We start from the raw sequence: 20,108 nt of genomic DNA, 5'->3' as shown, positions 1-20,108 counted from the left end.
AATGAACCGCCTCGCCCTGCTGCTGCTCACCGCGCTGGCCCCTCTGTCGTGGGGCACCACCTACCTCGTGACGACGGAGTTGCTCCCGACCGGTCATCCCCTCTTCGCAGGACTCCTCCGCGCGCTTCCTGCGGGACTCGTCGCACTGGCGATCGGTCGCGCTCTGCCGCGCGGAGCCTGGTGGCTGAGATCTCTCGCACTCGGAACCCTCAACATCGGCGCATTCTTCCCGCTCCTGTTCATCGCCGCGGAAAGGCTGCCCGGCGGAGTCGCCGCCGCCGTCGCGGGTGTCCAACCGCTGACCATCCTCGGACTAAGTGCTCTGCTGCTCGGAGACCGCATCCGCCCTGTCACGGCAATCGCTGCCGCCGTGGGTGCCGGAGGCGTCGCTCTCGTCGTGCTCGGACCAGCAGCCCAGCTCGATGCCCTCGGCATCCTGGCGGCACTCGGCGGGGTGACTGCGACCTCGGTGGGCATGATCCTCACCAAGCGCTGGGGGCGCCCGGCAGGCGTGGGGGCCGTCGCCTACGCGGGGTGGCAGCTGACTGCGGGCGGGCTGGTCCTGCTGCCCCTCGCCCTGTTGTTCGAAGGCACTCCCCCGACCGTCGACGGCGGAGCAGCGCTCGGGTACGTCTGGCTCGGATCGGTGGGAGGCCTGCTCGCCTACATACTGTGGTTTCGAGGCATCCAGCAGCTGCCGGTGATCGCACCCGGGCTGCTCGCTCTGCTCTCCCCCGTCGTGGCGACTCTGCTGGGCGCACTCGTCGCCGGCGAGAGGTTCACGACGGCTCAGGTCGTCGGTGTCGTTCTCGTCCTGGTCGCCCTCGTCGGAGGACAGCTGACCGCGCTCCGGCGACCCCGCCGGTCGTCACGTGTTCCCGAACCGGCGCTGCCCGCGCGCCGACTATGAAGGGACGCCTCAGCTCTTGCCGAAGAGCTTCTGGATCTCCGCGAGGTCGGCTTCGCTCGGCGCCTTCGCGCCCCCGAGACCGAAACCCGAACCCGTCGGAGTCGACGTCGGAGCGAGGCCGGCGTTCTCGGCGGCGCGCTTGGCGGGGTTGCCCGAACGTGAACCGCCGGAGGACTTGCCCTTCTTGCCGCGCTTCGACGACGCGCCGGGCTTGCCCATGCCGGGCATCGACCCCATGCCGGGGATGTTCGGGGTGCCACCGCGCGCGACGGTCTTCATCATCTTCGCGGCCTGATCGAAGCGCTGGACGAGCTGGTTGACATCCGTGACCGTCATTCCCGAACCGCGGGCGATACGCAGGCGACGCGAGCCGTTGAGGACCTTCGGATTGCGGCGCTCACCGGGAGTCATGGAGCGGATGATCGCCTCGGTGCGATCGATCTCGCGCTCGTCGAAGTCCTCGAGCTGCTGCTTCATCTGCCCCATGCCGGGAAGCATTCCCAGCATCTTCTTCATCGATCCCATCTTCTTCATCTGCTGAAGCTGGTCGAGGAAGTCTTCGAGTGTGAACTGCTCGGTCGCGAGCTTCTCGGCCATCTTGACGGCCTCTTCCTCATCGAAGGCCTGCTGGGCCTGCTCGATGAGGGTGAGGATGTCGCCGAGATCCAGGATCCGGCTGGCCATGCGATCGGGGTGGAACGGCTCGAGGTCTTCGAGGCGCTCACCGGTCGATGCGAAGATGATCGGGCGTCCGGTCACGGAGGCGACGGACAGCGCCGCACCACCGCGGGCATCTCCGTCGAGCTTCGACAGCACGACGCCGGTGAAGTCGACACCCTCCTGGAACGCACGAGCGGTGTTCACCGCATCCTGGCCGATCATGGCGTCGATGACGAAGAGAACCTCGTCGGGGTCGGTGGCCTTGCGGATGTCGGATGCCTGCTTCATGAGCTCGGCATCCACGCCCAGGCGTCCGGCGGTGTCGATGATGACCACGTCGTGCTGGTGACGTCGCGCATGCTCGACGCCGTCGCGCGAGACCTTGACCGGGTCGCCCACGCCGTTGCCCGGCTCGGGTGCGTAGACGGTGGCACCGGCCTGCTCGGCGACCACCTGGAGCTGGTTCACGGCGTTCGGGCGCTGGAGGTCCGCCGCGACGAGCAGAGGAGTGTGCCCCTCCCCCTCGAGCTGCTTCGCGAGCTTGCCCGCGAACGTCGTCTTACCCGAACCCTGGAGTCCTGCGAGCATGATGACCGTCGGCGCGGTCTTGGCGAACTGGAGACGACGCTGCTCGCCTCCGAGGATCTGCACGAGCTCCTCGTTGACGATCTGCACGACCTGCTGGGCCGGGTTCAGTGCCTTGTTGACCTCGTCGCCGAGGGCACGTTCGCGCACCTTCGCGGTGAAGTCCTTGACGACCGTGAGAGCGACGTCGGCGTCGAGCAGCGCGCGCCGGATCTCGCGCACTGTGCCGTCGACGTCGGCCGCAGTGAGCTTTCCCTTCGTGCGAAGGTTGCGGAAGGTCTCGGTGAGCCGATCGGAGAGCGTGCCAAAGGTAGCCATGGTGACACCGAGTTTACGCGAATCCTGACCCGTTCTCCGCGCTCGCTGCCGCGGTCCACGGCAACCGCGCGATCGCGCGCACAGCGTCGGCGAATCGATCGCTGACCGAACCGCGACCTGCGCCGCTCTCGGCCCAGGCTCGCACCGCAGCGAGAACCGCGGCGGCCCACGTCGCTGCCGCGATGTCGGCGGTGAGCGCGGGGACGCCGGAGCGCCGGGCGAGATCGGCGAGGGTCGCAGCCAGGCGCGCCTGTCGCCGTGCGGCGTCCTGCTCGAGTTCGTCGTCGAGCCCCATCGCGGACGAGTTGTTGATCGCGAGTGCGAGGCTGTCGGGTGCGAAGTCGTCGACGAGAGCCGAGAGGATGCGTCTGACGTGCGCGCCGTCGCGATCTTCGTGCACCGCGACCAGATCTTCGACCGCACGACCGATGCGGTCGTCGAGACCGGACCAGAGCACGTCGCTCTTCGACGAGAAGTAGTTGAAGAAGCTCGAGCGGCTCACTCCGGCTCGCTGGGTGATGTCGGCGACCGAGGTGGCGTCGTACCCCTGCTCCAGGAACAGCTCGCAGGCAGCCTCGGCGAGAGTCTCCCGCGAAGACGCCTTCGGCCGCCCTGCTCGGCTCGTGCTGCTCATGTCAACACGCTACCGCGCGTCGCTGCGGCGCGCCGCCGTCAGTGCGGAGGAGTATTCTTAGACGCAATCCATTTATTGACGAGAGTGGTCTCCATGCTCGAGATACTGACGGCGGGTCTCGCCCCGACGTACGTCCCCTACACCGTGGGCTGGGATCTGCAGCGCAGCATCCATGCCGACGTCGTGTCCGGCACCCGTCCGGACACGCTCATCCTCCTCGAGCATGAGGCCGTGTACACCGCCGGCAAGCGGACCGAGCCGCAGGAGCGCCCCCACGACGGCACTCCGGTGATCGACGTCGACCGCGGCGGGAAGATCACCTGGCATGGCCCCGGCCAGCTCGTGGGATACCCGATCGTCCGACTGCCCGAGCCGATGGACGTCGTCGCTCACGTCCGCCGCCTCGAGCGCACCCTGATCGACGTGCTCCGTCCGCTCGGCGTCGACGGGTACCAGGTCGAGGGACGCAGCGGCGTATGGGTCCGCCGCCCGCTCTCGGAGGACAAGGTCGCGGCGATCGGGGTGCGTGTGCAGCAGGGCGTCACGATGCACGGCTTCGCGATCAACTGCGACAACACTCTCGCGGGCTTCGGCGGCATCATCCCGTGCGGGATCACCGACGCGGGCGTGACGACGGTGAGCGAGGTCGTCGGTGCTGACGTCTCCCCCGCCGACATCAGCGCCTCCGTGTCCGCCGCCTTCCTCGCCGAATACTCGACCGCCGACCGTGTAGGAGCCTCCAGATGACCGCCGCACCCGAAGGACGCAAGCTCCTCCGCCTCGAGATCCGCAACGCCGAGACGCCCATCGAGCGCAAGCCGGAATGGATCAAGACGAAGGCGAAGATGGGGCCCGAGTACACCGCACTCCACTCGCTGGTGAAGAGCGAGGACCTCCACACCGTGTGCCAGGAGGCGGGGTGTCCGAACATCTTCGAATGCTGGGAGGACCGAGAGGCGACCTTCCTCATCGGCGGGTCGCAGTGCACCCGTCGGTGCGACTTCTGCCAGATCGACACCGGCAAGCCCGACGCCTACGACACGGACGAGCCGCGCCGGGTCGCCGAGAGCGTCGTGCGGATGAACCTCCGCTATGCGACGGTCACCAGCGTCGCCCGCGACGACCTCCCGGACACCGGAGCCTGGCTGAATGCCGAGACCGTCCGGAAGATCCACGAGCTCAACCCGAACACCGGAGTAGAGCTGCTCGCCAACGAGCACAACGCCGATCCGGCCTTCCTCGGCCAGATCTTCGACGCACGCCCCGAGGTCTTCGCCCACAACGTCGAGACCGTGCCGCGCATCTTCAAGCGCATCCGCCCTGCATTCCGGTACGAGCGCTCGCTCGATGTGATCACCCAGGCACGCAACGCGGGACTGATCACCAAGTCCAACCTCATCCTCGGAATGGGCGAGGAACCGGAGGAGGTCGTCCAGGCGCTGAACGACCTGCACGACGCCGGCTGCGACATCATCACCATCACGCAGTATCTGCGGCCGTCTCCTCATCACCTGCCTGTCGCACGGTGGGTCAAGCCGACCGAGTTCGTGGAGTTCAAGGAGGAGGCCGAGCGGATCGGCTTCCTCGGCGTGCTCGCAGGCCCCCTCGTGCGCTCGTCCTACCGCGCCGGCCGGCTGTGGGCGCAGTCGATGGTGTCGAAAGGACGCGAGATCCCGCCGCACCTGGCGCACATCGCCGAGAGTGCAGACCTCGGCTTCGCCCAAGCCGTCTGAACTGAGGCGGGAACGGTCAGTCCGCGCTCATCACGGATTGCACGCTGCCGTCGGAGCCGAGGTTCACGAGCAGGACGTCGTCGGTGGTGGTGGCGTCGAGCGCGTACTCCAACACGGCGAAGGGCTCGGACCCACCGTGCTCGTCGGCGAGGATCGTCATGCTCATGAGCCGGAGCGATCGGATGATGTCGACGGCGGCGTCACCGCTCACGTCGACGAGGACGTCTTCGAGCTCGTCACCATACGCCTCCTGCTGCTGAAGGATGTACTCGGTGACCTCGCTCGTGCGATCGTCGACCTCCGCGAGCATGCCCCGCCGCGAGACCGCGTCGACGTTCTCGATCCCCGCGATGAGCGAAGCGGCGATGTCGAGCGCGTCGGCAGAGACATCGTCCTGGTCGGGAGCCGTGAGGTCGACGGTGACGCTCTGGTCACCGAGCTCCACCGTCTCGGACCAGAAGATCGAGCCGTCGGGCCCTGAGGACAGGAGTCCGAAGTAGTCGTGTTCGATCGCCATAACGCTATGAAACCAGCCTCGTGCTCGCGGCGGTAGTCCCGTCGTCAGCCGACGAGCGACTTGACGAAGACATGGGGGGTGAATCCGGTCAGATCATCGATGCCCTCGCCCTGCCCGAGGAGCTTGACGGGGATGCCGGTGCGCTCCTGCACGGCGAGGACGAAACCGCCCTTCGCCGATCCGTCGAGCTTGGTCAGGACGAGACCGGTGACGCCGGCATGCTGGAGGAAGGCCTCGGCCTGCATCACTCCGTTCTGCCCGGTCGTGGCGTCGAGCACGAGAAGGACCTCGCTGATCGGCGCCTGCTTCTCGATCACGCGACGGATCTTTCCCAGCTCATCCATCAGCCCGCCCTTGGTGTGCAGACGACCGGCCGTGTCGATGATCGCGATCTCGATGCCCTCACGCTGGGCGAACTCGATCGTCTGGTAGGCGACGGATGCCGGATCCTGGCCCTCCTGCTGGGGACGGACGATCGCCGCTCCCCCGCGCTGCGCCCAGGTGGCGAGCTGATCGACGGCCGCCGCACGGAACGTGTCGGCTGCGCCGACCACCACGCTGCGCTGGAACCCGCGGAGGAACTTGGTGAACTTGCCGATCGTCGTGGTCTTGCCGACGCCGTTGACGCCCACGACGAGCACGACCGCCGGTCGCTCGGTGAGCTTCAGGGTGGTGTCGAACTTCGCGAAGTGCTCCTCGAGCGTCTCGCGCAGCATCCGCTGGAGATCCTGCGGATCGGTCGTGCGGTAGCGCTCGACCTTCTCTCGAAGCTCCTCGACGACCCTCTCGCTGATGTCGGGACCGAAGTCAGCCGTGATGAGGGCGGTCTCGAGGTCCTCCCACGTCGTCTCGTCGATAGTGGGCTTGACGAACATCCCGCGCAGCGCGCGAGTGAGGGACCACGACTTCTCCGCCATGACTCCAGCCTACGGGTAGCGCCGTCAGACGGCGGCCGCGCGGTCGCCCACGCGCTGCCCGACGACCGCAGAGACGCCGTCCTGACGCATCGACACACCGTAGAGAGCGTCCGCGATCTCCATGGTTCGCTTCTGGTGGGTGATGACGAGCAGCTGCGAGCTCTCGCGAAGCTGCTCGAACACGGTGAGCAGGCGGCCGAGATTGGCGTCGTCGAGCGCCGCCTCGACCTCGTCGAGGATGTAGAAGGGGCTCGGGCGCGCCTTGAAGATGGCGACGAGCAGCGCGACCGCGGCGAGGGAGCGTTCACCTCCCGAGAGCAGGGAGAGCCGCTCGATCTTCTTGCCGACCGGACGCACCGACACCTCGATGCCCGTGGTGAGCATGTTCTCGGGATCTGTGAGCGAGATGCTTCCGGATCCGCCGGGGAACAGCAGCGGGAAGACCTCTCCGAACGCGACCCTCGTGTCTTCGAACGCGCTCGCGAAGATCGTCTGCATCCGCTCGTCGAGATCGGCGATGATCGTGAGCAGATCCTGACGGGTCTGGGTCAGGTCGGCGAGCTGTTCGGTGAGGAATGCATGGCGCTGCTCGAGTGCCGCGAACTCCTCCAGCGCGAGCGGGTTCACGCGTCCGAGTTGAGCGAGCTTGCGCTCCGCATCAGCCAGTCGACGCTGCTGAATCCGTCGATCGAACGGGATCGCCGTGTCGAGCTGCTCGTCATCGGCGGGCTCCGCAGCGGGGTCCCGCGGAACGAGCTGGTCGGGACCATATTCCGCAACGAGAATATCTTCGTCGAGCGCGAGCTCCGACGCCACCCGCTCCAGGAGGCTGTTGAGGTGCAGCTTCTTCTCATGGATCTGCAGCTCGAGACCGTGGACGCTCTCGGTGAGGCCGGCCAACCTCTCCCGGAGCGAGGTCTCCTGCGCGCGCAGAGCCGTCAACTCCTGGTTCTGCGCCGATCGCGCCGACTCCGCCTCGGCCAGCGCGACGCGTGCCTCGGTGACGGACCGATCGATCGAATCGAGGATGCGCGGGAGCTCTAGCGCGACGCCGGATGCCGCCTCGCGCTGCGCACGGCGGATGACGGCCCGGCGCGCTGCCTCGGCAGCCGCGTCCCGCTCCTGCTCGCGCTGCCGCTCGAGACCGACGACCCGGGACTGGGCAGCGCGCACGCGCTCACGCAGCGTCTCGATCTCCAGTCGAGCCCTGACCTCGCCCTCGCGTGCGATCTCGAGCGCTTCGAGCAGTCCGTCACGCGCTGAGGCGTCGAGCACGGGCCGCGGCGCCGCGACAGCGGCGTCCCACTCGGCCTTGGCTGCCTCCGACGCTGCCTCGGCCTCCTGCACCGCGCTCTGCGCCTGCGCGAGCCCGTTCTCGAGTCGCTCGCACTCGGCGACCGCCGACTCGTGGGTGACCGTGATGCGGTTGACCTGCTCGGCGTGCGTCGCCAGCGCGGCATCGTGCTCGCGGAGCGCCCGGAGCGCGTCCTTCGCCAGACGACGGGATGTCTCGACGGACTCGTTCGCGTCCTCACGCGCCTCCCGCAGCGAGTCGACGATGACCTGCACTTCGGCCAGGCGGTCGTTCGCCGCGTCTCGTTCGGCGGCGAGCTCGAGGCGCGAGCGTTCGCCGCCGGAACCCGTGCGCAGAGTCTGAGCGGTGACGACGTCGCCGGCGGTGGTCACGATCGTGGTGGTGGTGTCGCCGGCGAGATCGAGTGACACTCGCGCGGCACGCGCTGCGTCGAGGCTGTCTGCGATGACCACGTGCGACAGGATCCCGAGGACGCCGTCCGGCGCCGTGACCGTGTCGACCGCGCGGGTCACCCCATCGATGGCGGGCAGCTCGATCGACGGACGCGCGGAGTCGGCGATCACGAAATCGACCACTCCCCGTCGCTGCTCCGACGCGTCGCCGGCGAGGTCGAACGCATCGTCCGCGCCGTCGACGAGGACGCCTTCAGTGAGGGGACCCAGCACCGCCGCGACGGCAGCTTCGAATCCGCTCCTGACCTGCACCGAGTCGCCCACGAGTCCGCGTATCCCCGGACCGCCGGTCTTCACGATCTCCGCGGCTCCTCCGGAGATCGCGAGCGCGCTCCCGAGCGCCGCCGACTTCGCGGTGAGCGCGTCGACCTCGCGTTCCGCTGCGTGCAGCCGCTCTCGGAGTGTCTCCCGCTCGGCTTCGGCCGCGGTCACAGCCCGCTGCGCGCTCTCGTACGTTGCGGAATGCTCGGCTGCCGTGCCCTCAGGCGCCTCTGCATCGGCGATCGCCTCGAGGGCTTCCGCTGCGTCACGACGGCGCGCGTTCGCCGCCTCGAGAGCGTTCTCCTGTCGAAGAACCGCGCCCCGCACGGCAGCGAGAGCGGACGCGGCCGCATCGGCTGTGCCACGCAGCGAACTGATGCGCATGTCGTACGCCGACACCAGCGCGCTCTGTTCGGCGATGTCGACGTCGAGAGTGTCGAGTTCGGCGCGCGCGAGCATCACCTCGCGGCTCGCCACGGTCGCCGCTTCCTGGGCGTCACCGAGGCCAGCGGAGATCACGGTGATCTCATCCTTCGCCTCGTCGATCGTGCTCTGCGTGACCGTGACGGCGGTCACGGCCGCGTCATCGTCGTCCGAGCCGAGCAGCGCGAGCCGCTGATTGGCCAGAGTGTAAAGCCCGCGCATCCGCTCCTGCACCTGCTCGAGACCGAAGGCGACGCTTCTCGCCTGATCCACCGCGGCCGAGTTCTGATCCTGCTCGAGCCGTGCGATGTTCGCCCGCACCGCCTCCGCCTGATCGGACAGCACCAGTCGTTCGGTATGTCTCTCGTTCTCCGTGCGCGTGTGATCGGCCAGGGCGGTGCGCAGCGCCACGACGTCGTCGGCGAAGATCCGGGCCTTGGCATCGCGGACGACCGCGGCGATCGTCTGCGCCTCTCGCGCGATCTCGGCCTGGCGTCCCAGCGGCTTCAGTTGACGGCGGATCTCACCCGCGAGGTCGCTCAATCGCGTGAGGTTGGTCTCCATCGCATCGAGCTTGCGAAGGGTCTTCTCCTTGCGCCGCCGATGCTTGAGGATGCCGGCGGCCTCTTCGATGAAGCCACGACGGTCTTCCGGCGATGCCTGGAGCACCGTGTCCAGCCGGCCCTGTCCGACGATGACGTGCATCTCGCGTCCCAGCCCCGAGTCGCTGAGGAGCTCCTGCAGATCGAGCAGACGGCAGTTCTCTCCGTTGATCGCGTATTCGCTCGATCCGTTGCGGAACAGAGTCCGGCTGATCGTGACCTCGGCGAACTCGATCGGCAGTGCGCCGTCGCTGTTGTCGATCGTCAGCTGCACCTCGGCGCGGCCCAGCGGCCCCCGGGTCGAGGTGCCTGCGAAGATGACGTCTTCCATCTTGCCGCCGCGCAGCGTCTTGGCCCCTTGTTCGCCCATGACCCAGGCGAGGGCGTCCACCACGTTGGACTTGCCTGACCCGTTGGGTCCGACGATGCAGGTGACACCCGGCTCGAAGACGAAGCTGGTCGGCTGCGCGAAGGACTTGAACCCCTTGAGGGTCAGGCTCTTCAGATGCATGCGCGTACCGCGTCTCGGGGGTGAATCACGCCCATACGCTACCGGAATGACGGCTCAGAACGGGCATCCCGCGCGGGTTCGCAGTGAACCGGAATTCCGCGCGACACGCCGATCCACGCCGGTCATGCTTGACGGACACGCCCGGGTTTCGCTACCGTAACCTCCGGATCGCCACACGAAAGGAGGTTACCGATGATCACTCAGCTCACTGCTCAGGCCACTGGCCTCGCCGCGCCATTCGCGCCGCGCTCTGCGCACTCGGTAACCGCCGGCGTCCGTCGAAGCGCTCTCTCGTAGAACCGCAGCCCGAGAACTCTGCCCCGAACCATCCACCGGTCTCCGACCTGTGACGGGGCTTCTCGCCCGCTCTACTCCGCGCTCCGCCCTCTGATCCTCTCCGGATCACGGCTCTCCGCCGATCCCGGCGCTCGCCTTCGGGCGCACCGGGCTCTCGACTCTCACCGCGCACCGCCGCCCTTCACCGAAGGCCCGGCGGCCGCGTTCGCCGCACCCATGACCACCATTCATCTCGAAGGAATCATCGTGAACACCACGCTGTACCGCAGCATCCCCCACCCTCCGGATACCGAGGACCAGCAGGTCCTCCACATCCCCGCACCCGATGAGCTGCGGCGCCTCGCGCTGGCAGATCGTCTCTCTCTCCGGATCGGCCTCTGGCTGCTCCAGAGGGCACAGCGCCCTCGCCCGGTACGTCGTATCGCCGCCGCCGAAGCGGATGCGCTGCGTCTCGATCGACGTGATCGCACGCCCGGCGAGACCTACGCCCTGCTCACCTACGACCTGCAGCGTCAGCTGCGCTGACCTGGAGATCGCCATGAGCATTCCGCTCACCCCTGATGCGTCGCTGCATCCGCTCGTGCTGCCGGCACGAGCGGATGCAGCTGACGCCGCCGAATTCCGCGAGCTCGCCCGCGTTCGCAACGCCGTCTACCGAGAGCTCACCGGACGCACCGAGCAGGATCTGACGCCAGAGGCGCTGCTTCCGATCCTGCGCTCTCGCAAAGAGCGCACGACTGCCGTGTGGGCGGTGCGCGTCGGAGGCGAGATCGTCGGGCGCACAGTCATCGACATTCCTCATGAGGAGGGGTCGCGTGTGGCGATCGCCGCGATCGAGATCCACCCCCGTGTCTGGGGTCAGGGGATCGGAACCGCGATCCTGCCGCACGTCGAGGCCTTCGCCCGTCTCCACGGCCGCGAGGTCATTCAGAACTGGTCGGAGCAGCCGGCCAGCGACGGACCCAGGCTGCAGGCGAAGACGGGCTTCGGCAGCGTTCCGGACGATCACGTCGCACGATTCCTCATCCGCCACGGATTCGCCCTCGAGCAGGTCTATCGGGTGAGCCGCCTCGCGGTCACCCACGAGACGGTTCAGCGTGCCGAGGAGGTGCGCGAGGACGCGCGAGCGCTCTCACAGGACTATCGCGTGCTCCAGTGGATGCTTCCGACGCCACCGGAGCACGTCGACGGCTACGCATGGCTCAAGTCGCGCATGTCGACCGACGCCCCCTCGGCCGATCTCGAGACCGACGAGGAGGCCTGGGACGCAGAGCGTCTGGTCGCCACGGAGAAGAGAGTCGCGGAGATGGGCCAGATCATGCAGGTGACTGTCGCGCAGCATATCCCGACAGGCGAGCTCACCGCATTCACCGAACTCGGAATCGGTCCGGATCCCACCGCCACCACACACCAGCACGACACCCTGGTGCTCACCGAGCACCGCGGCCATCGTCTGGGGCAGCTCGTGAAGTGCGAAGCGTTCCTGTCGTGGACAGGCATCGCTCCCGCGTCACGCGACGTGATCACTTACAACGCCGAGGAGAACCGGCCGATGCTCGCCATCAACGAGGCGATGGGATTCACGGCCATCGCCTACGAAGGCGCGTGGAAGAAGGAGCTGTCATGAACACAAGCACACTGACGATCACACCTCTGGCCGTCCCCCGCGCGCTGGACGCCGAGGATGCCGCGGACTTCCGCGCATACGGAGAGCTCAACAGGCAGATCTGCGAGGAGCTGGTCGGTCTGCCCGACATCGCCCCCGATGCCGCGCAGATGCTCGCATCGTGGCAGGATCCCAGCGATACCCTGCAGACCGGGTTCGTCGCCAGGCTCGGAACCGAGATCGTCGGCATGATCACTCTCTCCTACGCTCAGGAGGCGGACGCGAACGCCGCAGAGGCGGACCTCCTCGTGCCGGAGAAGCACTGGGGACGCGGTGTCGAAGACGCTCTCCTGTCGCTCGCCGAGTCGGAGGCGCGCGCACACGGCCGCTCTCTGGTGCAGACCTGGACGCTGCACAGGCCCATGGAGTCGGACCGGATGATCACACCGCGAACAGGGTGGGGTCGCATTCCGGCGATTCCGCTGTCGGACGCTCTCGTCGCCCGCGGATACGAGTTCGAACAGGTCGAACGCAACAGCGAGCTCGATCTGCGCTCCGACCCCGCCCCGCTGCTGGCCGCTCTGGAATCGGCGAAGACCGCCGCCGGCGACGATTACCGGGTGCTCCAGTGGATGGCGCCGACACCGCCTGAGTTCCGCGACGGGTACGCGGCGATCCTCGCTCGCCTGTCTACCGACGCCCCGAGCGGCGACATGGACTTCGTCGCCGAGGAGTGGGATGCGGAACGTGTCGTGCGCCGTGAGCGACGGCTCACGGGGGCCGGTCAGGCTCTGTCGATCGTCGCGGTGCAGCATGTGCCCAGCGGAGACATGGTGGCCTACAACGAGCTGCTCGTCGGGGCGGACCGCGCAGGAGTGACCCACCAGCTCGGCACTCTGGTGTCTCGCGAGCACCGCGGGCACCGTCTCGGCACGATCGTCAAGTGCGCGAATCTCCTCCGTTGGAGAGAGCTCATGCCGCTCACCCCGACGGTCTCGACGTTCAACGCAGAGGAGAACCGTCCCATGTTGAGCATCAACGAGGCGATCGGTTTCGCGCCTGTCTCCTATGCGGGAGCGTGGCAGAAGCGGATCTGATCGAGATCATCCGAGCGGTGTACACGGCCGGCCACGGATCATCCGCCCGGCCGACGCAGCGGTCTCCGTATGGCCGCGAGGCTGGATGCATGAACACGACGGTCCTCGACGCACGCTCTCTGACCAAGTCCTACGGAACGACCCGCGGACTCGCCGGGGTGGATCTCACCATCCACCGCGGCGAGTCGGTCGCCATCATGGGTGCCTCCGGGTCGGGCAAGACCACTCTCCTCCATGTCCTCGCCGGCATCATCAGTCCGGACTCGGGCACCGTGTCGTTCCAGCCCTCGGTCGGTCAGGCGGTGGAACTCGCCGGACTCGGAGAATCCGCTCGTTCCCGGCTGCGGAGAGAGCGGTTCGGGTTCGTCTTCCAGCAGGGTCTGCTCATTCCGGAGCTCACGGCGGTCGAGAACGTGGCGCTCGCATCGATGATCAACGGAGTGAAGAGAGCACAGGCCACCGCTCACGCGGCGTCCTGGCTCGCCGCGCTCGGGCTGGCCGGGATGGAGGACCGCCGAATCGGCGAGCTGTCCGGCGGGCAGGCGCAGCGCGTCGCGATCGCACGGGCTCAGGCGACGGGTGCGGAACTCGTGTTCGCCGACGAGCCGACCGGCGCCCTCGACTCGCACACGTCGCAGGACGTGATGAATGCGCTGCTGTGGTCGACGACGGGCCAAGGGCGCACGCTGCTCGTCGTGACACACGATGCAGACGTGGCGGCGCGCTGCTCGCGGATCGTCTCCGTGCGCGACGGCCAGATCATCTCGTCGGCGGTGACGGCATGAACGCCCGCGTCCTGGCTGTGCTTCTTCGCGCCGGGACGGGAGAGAAAGCGGTGCTCGCGCTTCCGCTCATCGCTTTCGGCATCGTCACCGCCCTCGTGCTGACCGTCGTGGGCGGGGCTCAGTCGTTCTGGACCTGGACCGATGAGTACGCGCCGGTGTACCAGGCGTTGGCCGCGATCGCGCTCGTGCTCCTCATCGTCCCGCTGATGAATCTCGGCGGGGCGGCCGCCCGTCTCTCAGCCCGCCGTCGTGACGAGCGTCTCTCGACCCTGCGGCTTCTCGGCGTGACGCCTCTGGGCGTCGGCGTCGCTACGGTCATCGAATCCATGATCGTCGCGGCCGCCGGTGCCGTCGCCGGAGTCGTCGTCCATCTCGCCCTCACCCCTCTCGTCGGACTCATCCCGTTCCGTGGCACGGCTCTCGGCGTCGAGGCGATCATGCTCTCGCCCTTCAGCGTTCTCGCCGTCGTGGGAGGCGTCCTTCTCGTGGCGGCAGCGAGTGCTGTGCTGGGGCTCCGGCGCGTGATCATCTCGCCCCTCGGCGTGCGCCTGCGGACGACCGTCTCCACCGCGCACTGGTTCCGCGCGATCATCGCAGTCTCCGTTCTTGCGCTCGTGTTCGTCCTTGTCACGGTCTTCCCGTCCGTCGCAGGACTCGCGGCGACCATCACCGTCCTCGCCCTGTTGTTCGCCGTCTCCCTGGCGGTGCTCAACGTGATCGGACCATGGGCCCTGAAGGTCGCCGCCGGCCGTCAGCTGCGCAAGGCCGAGCACGCAGATCGGCTGCTCGCCGCCCGTCTGGTGCTGGACTCCCCCAAAGCCGCGTGGCGTCAGGCGAGCGGCATCGCGATGGCGAGCTTCATGGCCGTGTTCGCAGGAACCGGAGTCTCCCTGATGAATGTGATGAACAGCGGCGACACGACGTCCGCGGATGCGGCCCTCGCCGCGGACATGCGCACCGGCCTCGTCATCACCCTCGTCGCTTCATTCCTGATGGTCGCGGCGTCCGTGGGGGTCAATCAAGCCGCGGCCGTTCTCGATCAGCAGGAACTCCACCGGAGTCTGCACCGGCTGGGCGTGCCGCTCGCGATCGTCGACAGCGCACGCCGCCGGGCGATCATTTCTCCACTCCTCGTGACCGCGATCGGCTCGGCCACCTGTGCCGGCGTGCTGGTCTTCCCGCTGCTGGGGATCGCCCTGGTCGCGGCACCCGAGTCTCTCCTCACGATCGCGCTCGTACTGGTTGTGGGGATCGGAATCGTCTGGATGAGCACTCGAGCGACGCGGCCGCTGCTCGCCCGGTCGTTCGAGATGGTGTGAGTCTCAGCGACGCCGCTGGCAGCGCGGACAGTAATGACTCGAGCGGTTCATGAAAGCCTCCCGGCGGATCAGAGTGCCGCAGCGCGGGCACGGCTGTCCGCCTCGACCGTACGCGTTGAGCGAGTGGGCGAAGTAGCCTGCCTGACCGTTCACATTGACGTACTGGGAGTCGAAGCTCGTGCCGCCCTCTGCAAGGGCCTTCACGAGCACCACTCTGATCTCGGCGAGGAGGCGCCTGCTCGCTTGCGTCGACAGCGCACTCGCGAGCGTCGCCGGGTGGATGCGCGCCGCCCACAGCGCCTCATCCGCATAGATGTTGCCCACGCCGCTGATCGTCTGCTGATCGAGCAGCACTCGCTTGATCGCACTGCCGCGTGTGCGGAGTGCACGCAGGAAGCGATCGTCGTCGAACAGCGGGTCTATCGGATCACGGGCGATGTGCACGACCTGAGTCGGGATCCACGTCGGTCCGTCCGGCACCAGACCGTCGACCGCCAACGACCCGAAAGTCCTCTGGTCGGCGAAGACGATCGCGAGCTCGCCATGACGAGGATGCTCGATGCTGATCCGGATGCGCTCGTGGCGTTCCGCCTCGGCGTCCGGCGCGCGCAGCAGCATCTGTCCGCTCATTCCGAGGTGCGCGATCAACGCGGAATCAGCGGTGTCCAGCGGCAGCCAGAGGAACTTGCCCCGTCGGTCGGCTGCAGTGACTCTGCGTCCCTCCAGGCGCGCGGCGAAGTCGGACGGCCCGGCCGCATGCCGTGTGAGAGCTCGTTCATCGAACACGCTCACGGCCGTGATGAGCGAGCCGATCACCGCGGGAGCGAGACCCGCCCGGACGACCTCGACCTCGGGAAGCTCAGGCACGCTCGTTGAGCAGTCGCCACGCGCTGAGCGCGGCGGCCATCTCTGCCGTCTTCTTGCTGCTGCCCTTGCCGGTCATCGCCAGATCGCCGACGACCACGGTTGCGAGGAATCGACGATCGTGGTCGGGGCCGCTCGCCTCCACCGAGTACTGGGGCGGAGTCGCACCGACTCGCGCAGCCAGCTCCTGCAGGCTCGTCTTCGGATCCATCGCCGCGCCGTAGCGCTCGGGGTCGGCGAGGAGCGGCGCGGTCAGCCGGAGCACGAGCTCGGTCGCCGCCTCAGGACCCGCTGACAGATACGTCGCGCCGATCACGGCTTCCATCGTGTCGGCGAGGATCGAGTCCTTGTCGCGACCGCCCGTCTGTTCCTCACCGCGTCCCAGCAGCAGATGGCTGCCGAGATCGATCGCTCTCGCGACCTCGGCGAGAGCGACCGTCGAGACGACGCTCGCGCGCCGCTTGGCCAACTCCCCCTCATCCAGCCCCGGATGGGTCGTGAAGAGCATCACCGTCACGGCTTGTCCGAGAACGGAGTCGCCGAGGAACTCGAGACGTTCGTTATGGGGGATGCCGCCGTGCTCGTAGGCATAGGAGCGATGGGTGAGCGCCAACTCCAGAAGCTCCGCGTCGATATCGACGCGGAGCTTCTCTGGGAGCGGTCTCGTCCCCCCAGGGACCTCAGTCACAATCGTGAAGTCGCGACTCAGACGTCGGCGACCTTGCGACCCTTGTACTCGAGGAAGAGCTCGGTGCCCTGCGAGTCGGTGACGACCTTGGCCTGGTGAGGACGGCTGTAGACGACCTGACCGTTCTCGATGGTCTTAACGAGTGCGACGGGCGCCGCCTTCCACTGCGCGCGGCGCGAGCGGGTGTTCGAACGGGATACCTTGCGCTTCGGGGGGTTACCAGCCATGACTAGCTCTCTTCTTTCTCGGCGGCTCGGCTCTGTGCCTCACCGTCTTGGTCTGTGATCTGCTGGAGCGCGCTCCACCGAGGATCGATGGGAGCCACCTGCTCCGTCCCGGTGCTCGCGGTCAGCCTCTCGCCCGTCTCCGGGTCGAGCCCGGGGCAATCCGGCTGACACACCGGCTGAAATGGAAGCGCCAATACGGCCGCATCCCTGACTAGAGTTTCAAGATCCACGTGGTCGTCTTGAACCTCGAAGTCAGTTTCTTCCTCACCAGGATACGCGAAAAGCTCCTGGAACTCGACTTCGACGGGCCGGGTGATGTCGATCAGGCATCTTCCGCATACGCCGGAGTACTCAGCATCGGCGGTTCCGGACACCAGGATGCCCTCGTGAACCGACTCGAGACGCACGTCCAGGTCGAGCGCAGAACCGGCTTCATACGCGACGATTCCCTCTCCCCAGCCTTCGCCGAGGGTCACCGAGAACTCGTGCTCGCGCATCTCGCCCGGCTTGCGGACGATGTCACGGACGGGCAGGACGAAGGGACCATTCATTCGGGAACGCACCCGGCAATGGTACCGGCTCCTGCGGGATGGAGGCTGGTTCCGCGCTGTGTGGAGACGGCGCCTCCGGAAATCAGATCCCGCGTGATCCGGTGTCGAGGAAGGAGGCGACCGCCGGAGGCACGAACGGCGACACGTCACCGCCGAGGCCGGCCACCTGACGGACCAGGGAGCTGGAGACCAGGGCATGCGCGGGGTCGGGCAGGAGGAAGACCGTCTCGATGTCGGCGAGGTGACGGTTGACGATCGCCATCGGGGATTCGTACGCGACGTCGATCTGCGAACGGATGCCCTTCACGAGAACTCCCGCACCGACGTCGCGGGCGTAGTCCACGAGCAGCCCCATGCTCCAGGAGCCCACGACGACGTTGTCGCCGATCCCGTCCTCAGCGATCGACTGCTCGAGCAGCGACATCCGCTGAGCGATCGGGAGCAGCGCCTCTTTGCCGGGGTTGTGCACCACGAGCACGTGGAGTTCGTCGTACAGCTTGGCTGCGCGACGGATCACGTCGAGATGACCCAGGGTCGGCGGATCGAACGATCCAGGGACGACGGCGATCCGGCTGCTCATGCCCCCAGCCTAAAGCACGCGATGCCGCGGTCAGTTCTTCGCGAGTGCCGCCCGGTCGTCGTCGCTCACGCGTCGCTCGATCGCCGAGCGGAGTCCGGGATTCGCCCGCAGATCCGGGTCATCGGAGAGGATGCCCTCCGCGAGCTCCCGGGCTCGGACGATCAGGCCCGAGTCTTTGACGACCCGCAGCAGCTTCAGGGAGGACCGAGCTCCAGCCTGTGCGGCACCGAGCACGTCACCTTCACCGCGGAGCTCGAGATCGACCTCCGCGAGAGCGAATCCGTCGAGAGTCGCTGCCACCGCGTCCACGCGTTCGCGCGCCACTGACCCCTCTTCGGCTTCGGTGACCAACAGGCAGAGCCCTGGAACGCCTCCTCGACCGACACGGCCCCTCAGCTGGTGCAGCTGCGACACCCCGAACCGATCGGCGTCGAGAACGATCATGGTCGAGGCGTTCGGGACGTCGACGCCGACCTCGATCACGGTCGTCGCCACCAGCAGGTCGATCTCGCCGCGCGCGAAGGACTGCATGACGGCGTCCTTCTCGTCGGACGGCATGCGACCGTGCAGCACGGCCCGTCGGACGTTCCCGAGCCGGGGGTGCGTCGCCAGGGCCTCATCGAGCTGCACCACGCCCCAGCGAGGACCTGACGCACCCTCGGGCGGGATCACGGGCTGCTCCCCCGCTTCCGCCGTCTTCTTGGTCGTGTCGATCGCCGCGCATACCGCGAACACCTGTCGGCCCTGAGAGATCTCCTCGGCAGCGCGCTCCCAGACTCGATTGAACCAGCCGGGATGCTCTGCGAGCGGAGCGACGAAGGACTCGATTCCGGCTCGTCCCTTGGGCATCGTGCGGATCACGGAGGTGTCGAGATCGCCGAACACCGTCATCGCGACCGTCCGCGGGATCGGGGTCGCGGTGAGAACCAGCGCGTGCGGGCTGGACCCCTTCGCGCGGAGCGCCTCTCGTTGCTCGACTCCGAACCGGTGCTGCTCGTCGACGACGACGAGGCCGAGATCAGCGAAGGTCGTCTTCTCGCCGAGCAGCGCGTGCGTGCCCACGACGATCAGCGCCTGTCCGGAGGCGACGCGGAGCGCAGCCTTGCGACGCTCGGCGGCCGGCATCTGACCGGTGAGCAGGGTGGGCATCACGAGCGGCGACATCTGCGGCCCGAGCATCTTCGCGATCGATCGCAGGTGCTGCCCTGCGAGCACCTCGGTCGGGGCGATCAGCGCCGCCTGACCGCCGGACTCGGCCACCTGGAGCATCGCGCGCAGCGCGACGAGGGTCTTCCCGGACCCGACCTCGCCCTGCACGAGACGATTCATCGGCCAGGCGGCGACGAGGTCGCTCGCCACCTGCTCGCCGACCGTCTTCTGGTCGGGCGTGAGGTCGTACGGCAGCGAGGCGTCGAAGCGCTCGAGCAGCCCACCGGGCTTCGACGGACGCGCGGTCGCCGACAGCGATCGCACCGCATCGCGCTGCTGCAGGAGGGCGGTCTGGAGAGTGAGCGCCTCGTGCATCCGCAGGGTGCGGACCGCAGGATCGATGTCGTTGCGGGTCTTCGGGCGGTGAATCTGCTCGAGCGCCTCTCGGGCGGTCAGAAGTTCCTCCCGCGCGCGGACATCGGGGGCGAGAGGCTCCGGCACGTCGCCGAGGCCGTCGAGCGCCCGCGTGATGAACTTCGCGATCTGCCACGTCTGCAGCGTCGACGTCGCGGGATAGATGGGAATCAGCACGGCAGCGCGCGCGTCCGCCCGGCGTCTGGCCGCATCCTCGTCGTCGAACAGCTCGTACTCGGGATGCGCGAACTGCGTCATGCCGTTGAACTCGCCGACCTTGCCCGAGAAGACACCTCGACGTCCGACCGCGAGGTCCTCGGAGCGCCACTTGGCCGCGCCCAGGTTCTTCGCGAAGAACGTCAGAGACATCTTGCCGATGCCGTCGCCGATCACGACGTCGACCATCGCACCACGACGGTTGCGCATCGCCCTGGCGCTGGAGGACAGCACCTCGGCGACGATCGTCACCGTCTCGCCCAGAGGGAGTTCACGGATCGGGGTCAGCTCGCCCGGATCCGCGTACCGTCGGGGATAGTGCGACACGAGATCGCCGACCGTCTTCATGCTGAAGGCTCTGTCGAGAGACTTCGCCGGCGTGGCGCCCAGCGCCTCCTCGAGCGACGAATCCAGCGTGAGCGACATGATCCGAGTCTAGGAGGCCGCACGGACACGACGTGCGCCGCAGCTGTCGTA

General features: G+C 67.7%; 19 protein-coding genes. 8 read left to right on the top strand and 11 right to left on the bottom strand.

Translation table 11 applies throughout. From position 1 onward, the window contains the following. Position 1: 1 nt before the first annotated feature. Entirely contained in the window at positions 2 to 910 is a 909-nt protein-coding gene (locus ASE34_RS09090) for an EamA family transporter (RefSeq protein ID WP_056278667.1), read from the top strand. Between the two features lie 9 nt (positions 911 to 919). Here the strand turns inward: ASE34_RS09090 and ffh are convergent, their stop codons facing one another. Beyond that, positions 920 to 2,473 (bottom strand): signal recognition particle protein, encoded by a 1,554-nt coding sequence (gene ffh / locus ASE34_RS09085; protein ID WP_053095928.1) that lies wholly within the window; start codon positions 2,471 to 2,473, stop codon positions 920 to 922. A gap of 13 nt (positions 2,474 to 2,486) precedes the next feature. Beyond that, positions 2,487 to 3,107, bottom strand: a complete 621-nt coding sequence (locus tag ASE34_RS09080; RefSeq protein WP_053095926.1) for a TetR/AcrR family transcriptional regulator — start codon at positions 3,105 to 3,107, stop codon at positions 2,487 to 2,489. Between the two features lie 93 nt (positions 3,108 to 3,200). On the opposite strand from ASE34_RS09080, the gene lipB reads away from it, so the two are divergent. Both lipB and lipA read left to right on the top strand, forming a co-directional pair. Beyond that, on the top strand, positions 3,201 to 3,854 hold the full coding sequence (lipB, locus tag ASE34_RS09075; RefSeq protein WP_056278666.1) for a lipoyl(octanoyl) transferase LipB: 654 nt from the start codon (positions 3,201 to 3,203) through the stop codon (positions 3,852 to 3,854). Then, positions 3,851 to 4,840: a lipoyl synthase gene (lipA, locus tag ASE34_RS09070; protein WP_056278665.1), complete on the top strand. Its 990-nt coding sequence runs from the start codon at positions 3,851 to 3,853 to the stop codon at positions 4,838 to 4,840. Before lipB ends, lipA begins: the two co-directional genes overlap by 4 nt. A gap of 16 nt (positions 4,841 to 4,856) precedes the next feature. Here lipA and ASE34_RS09065 read toward each other — a convergent pair whose 3' ends face one another. From ASE34_RS09065 to smc, 3 genes are read right to left on the bottom strand one after another with little or no spacing between them, the layout of a single operon-like run. After that, positions 4,857 to 5,357 (bottom strand): DUF2004 domain-containing protein, encoded by a 501-nt coding sequence (locus ASE34_RS09065; RefSeq protein WP_053095921.1) that lies wholly within the window; start codon positions 5,355 to 5,357, stop codon positions 4,857 to 4,859. Between the two features lie 44 nt (positions 5,358 to 5,401). Continuing rightward, on the bottom strand, positions 5,402 to 6,274 hold the full coding sequence (gene ftsY, locus ASE34_RS09060; RefSeq protein ID WP_053095919.1) for a signal recognition particle-docking protein FtsY: 873 nt from the start codon (positions 6,272 to 6,274) through the stop codon (positions 5,402 to 5,404). 24 nt (positions 6,275 to 6,298) lie between these two features. Beyond that, positions 6,299 to 9,838 carry a chromosome segregation protein SMC gene (smc, locus tag ASE34_RS09055; protein ID WP_056278664.1) on the bottom strand — a complete coding sequence of 1,180 codons (3,540 nt, stop codon included), beginning with the start codon at positions 9,836 to 9,838 and terminating at the stop codon, positions 6,299 to 6,301. Positions 9,839 to 10,381: 543 nt separating this feature from the next. On the opposite strand from smc, the gene ASE34_RS09050 reads away from it, so the two are divergent. The 5 genes from ASE34_RS09050 to ASE34_RS09030 all read left to right on the top strand — a co-directional run bounded on the left by ASE34_RS09050 (position 10,382) and on the right by ASE34_RS09030 (position 14,942). Beyond that, positions 10,382 to 10,660 carry a hypothetical protein gene (locus ASE34_RS09050; RefSeq protein ID WP_053095916.1) on the top strand — a complete coding sequence of 93 codons (279 nt, stop codon included), beginning with the start codon at positions 10,382 to 10,384 and terminating at the stop codon, positions 10,658 to 10,660. Positions 10,661 to 10,673: 13 nt separating this feature from the next. Continuing rightward, positions 10,674 to 11,762, top strand: coding sequence for a GNAT family N-acetyltransferase (locus tag ASE34_RS09045; RefSeq protein ID WP_056278663.1), 1,089 nt, complete (start codon positions 10,674 to 10,676; stop codon positions 11,760 to 11,762). Beyond that, positions 11,759 to 12,838, top strand: a complete 1,080-nt coding sequence (locus ASE34_RS09040; RefSeq protein WP_056278662.1) for a GNAT family N-acetyltransferase — start codon at positions 11,759 to 11,761, stop codon at positions 12,836 to 12,838. Before ASE34_RS09045 ends, ASE34_RS09040 begins: the two co-directional genes overlap by 4 nt. Before the next feature lie 89 nt (positions 12,839 to 12,927). Beyond that, positions 12,928 to 13,623, top strand: a complete 696-nt coding sequence (locus tag ASE34_RS09035) for an ABC transporter ATP-binding protein (protein ID WP_056279047.1) — start codon at positions 12,928 to 12,930, stop codon at positions 13,621 to 13,623. Then, positions 13,620 to 14,942: an FtsX-like permease family protein gene (locus ASE34_RS09030; protein WP_056278661.1), complete on the top strand. Its 1,323-nt coding sequence runs from the start codon at positions 13,620 to 13,622 to the stop codon at positions 14,940 to 14,942. Before ASE34_RS09035 ends, ASE34_RS09030 begins: the two co-directional genes overlap by 4 nt. 3 nt (positions 14,943 to 14,945) lie before the next feature. Here the strand turns inward: ASE34_RS09030 and mutM are convergent, their stop codons facing one another. From mutM to ASE34_RS09000, 6 genes are all read right to left on the bottom strand, one after another. Continuing rightward, a complete protein-coding gene (mutM, locus tag ASE34_RS09025; protein WP_056278660.1) occupies positions 14,946 to 15,809 on the bottom strand; it encodes a bifunctional DNA-formamidopyrimidine glycosylase/DNA-(apurinic or apyrimidinic site) lyase in 864 nt (287 codons plus the stop codon). Further along, positions 15,802 to 16,494 (bottom strand): ribonuclease III, encoded by a 693-nt coding sequence (rnc, locus tag ASE34_RS09020; RefSeq protein ID WP_053095908.1) that lies wholly within the window; start codon positions 16,492 to 16,494, stop codon positions 15,802 to 15,804. The genes mutM and rnc overlap by 8 nt, the downstream gene beginning before the upstream one ends. 17 nt (positions 16,495 to 16,511) lie before the next feature. Then, positions 16,512 to 16,721 carry a 50S ribosomal protein L32 gene (gene rpmF, locus ASE34_RS09015; protein WP_017830754.1) on the bottom strand — a complete coding sequence of 70 codons (210 nt, stop codon included), beginning with the start codon at positions 16,719 to 16,721 and terminating at the stop codon, positions 16,512 to 16,514. A gap of 2 nt (positions 16,722 to 16,723) precedes the next feature. After that, positions 16,724 to 17,272: a YceD family protein gene (locus ASE34_RS09010; protein ID WP_053095906.1), complete on the bottom strand. Its 549-nt coding sequence runs from the start codon at positions 17,270 to 17,272 to the stop codon at positions 16,724 to 16,726. A gap of 82 nt (positions 17,273 to 17,354) precedes the next feature. Further along, positions 17,355 to 17,852 carry a pantetheine-phosphate adenylyltransferase gene (coaD, locus tag ASE34_RS09005; RefSeq protein ID WP_053095905.1) on the bottom strand — a complete coding sequence of 166 codons (498 nt, stop codon included), beginning with the start codon at positions 17,850 to 17,852 and terminating at the stop codon, positions 17,355 to 17,357. Between the two features lie 30 nt (positions 17,853 to 17,882). Further along, complete coding sequence (locus ASE34_RS09000; protein ID WP_056278659.1) at positions 17,883 to 20,057, bottom strand: ATP-dependent DNA helicase RecG; 2,175 nt, start codon at positions 20,055 to 20,057, stop codon at positions 17,883 to 17,885. Positions 20,058 to 20,108: the final 51 nt, after the last annotated feature.

This window comes from Microbacterium sp. Root280D1 (assembly GCF_001428975.1).
In the GTDB taxonomy this organism is placed as follows: Bacteria; Actinomycetota; Actinomycetes; order Actinomycetales; family Microbacteriaceae; genus Microbacterium.
This window is presented reverse-complemented; position numbering and strand designations above follow the sequence as displayed.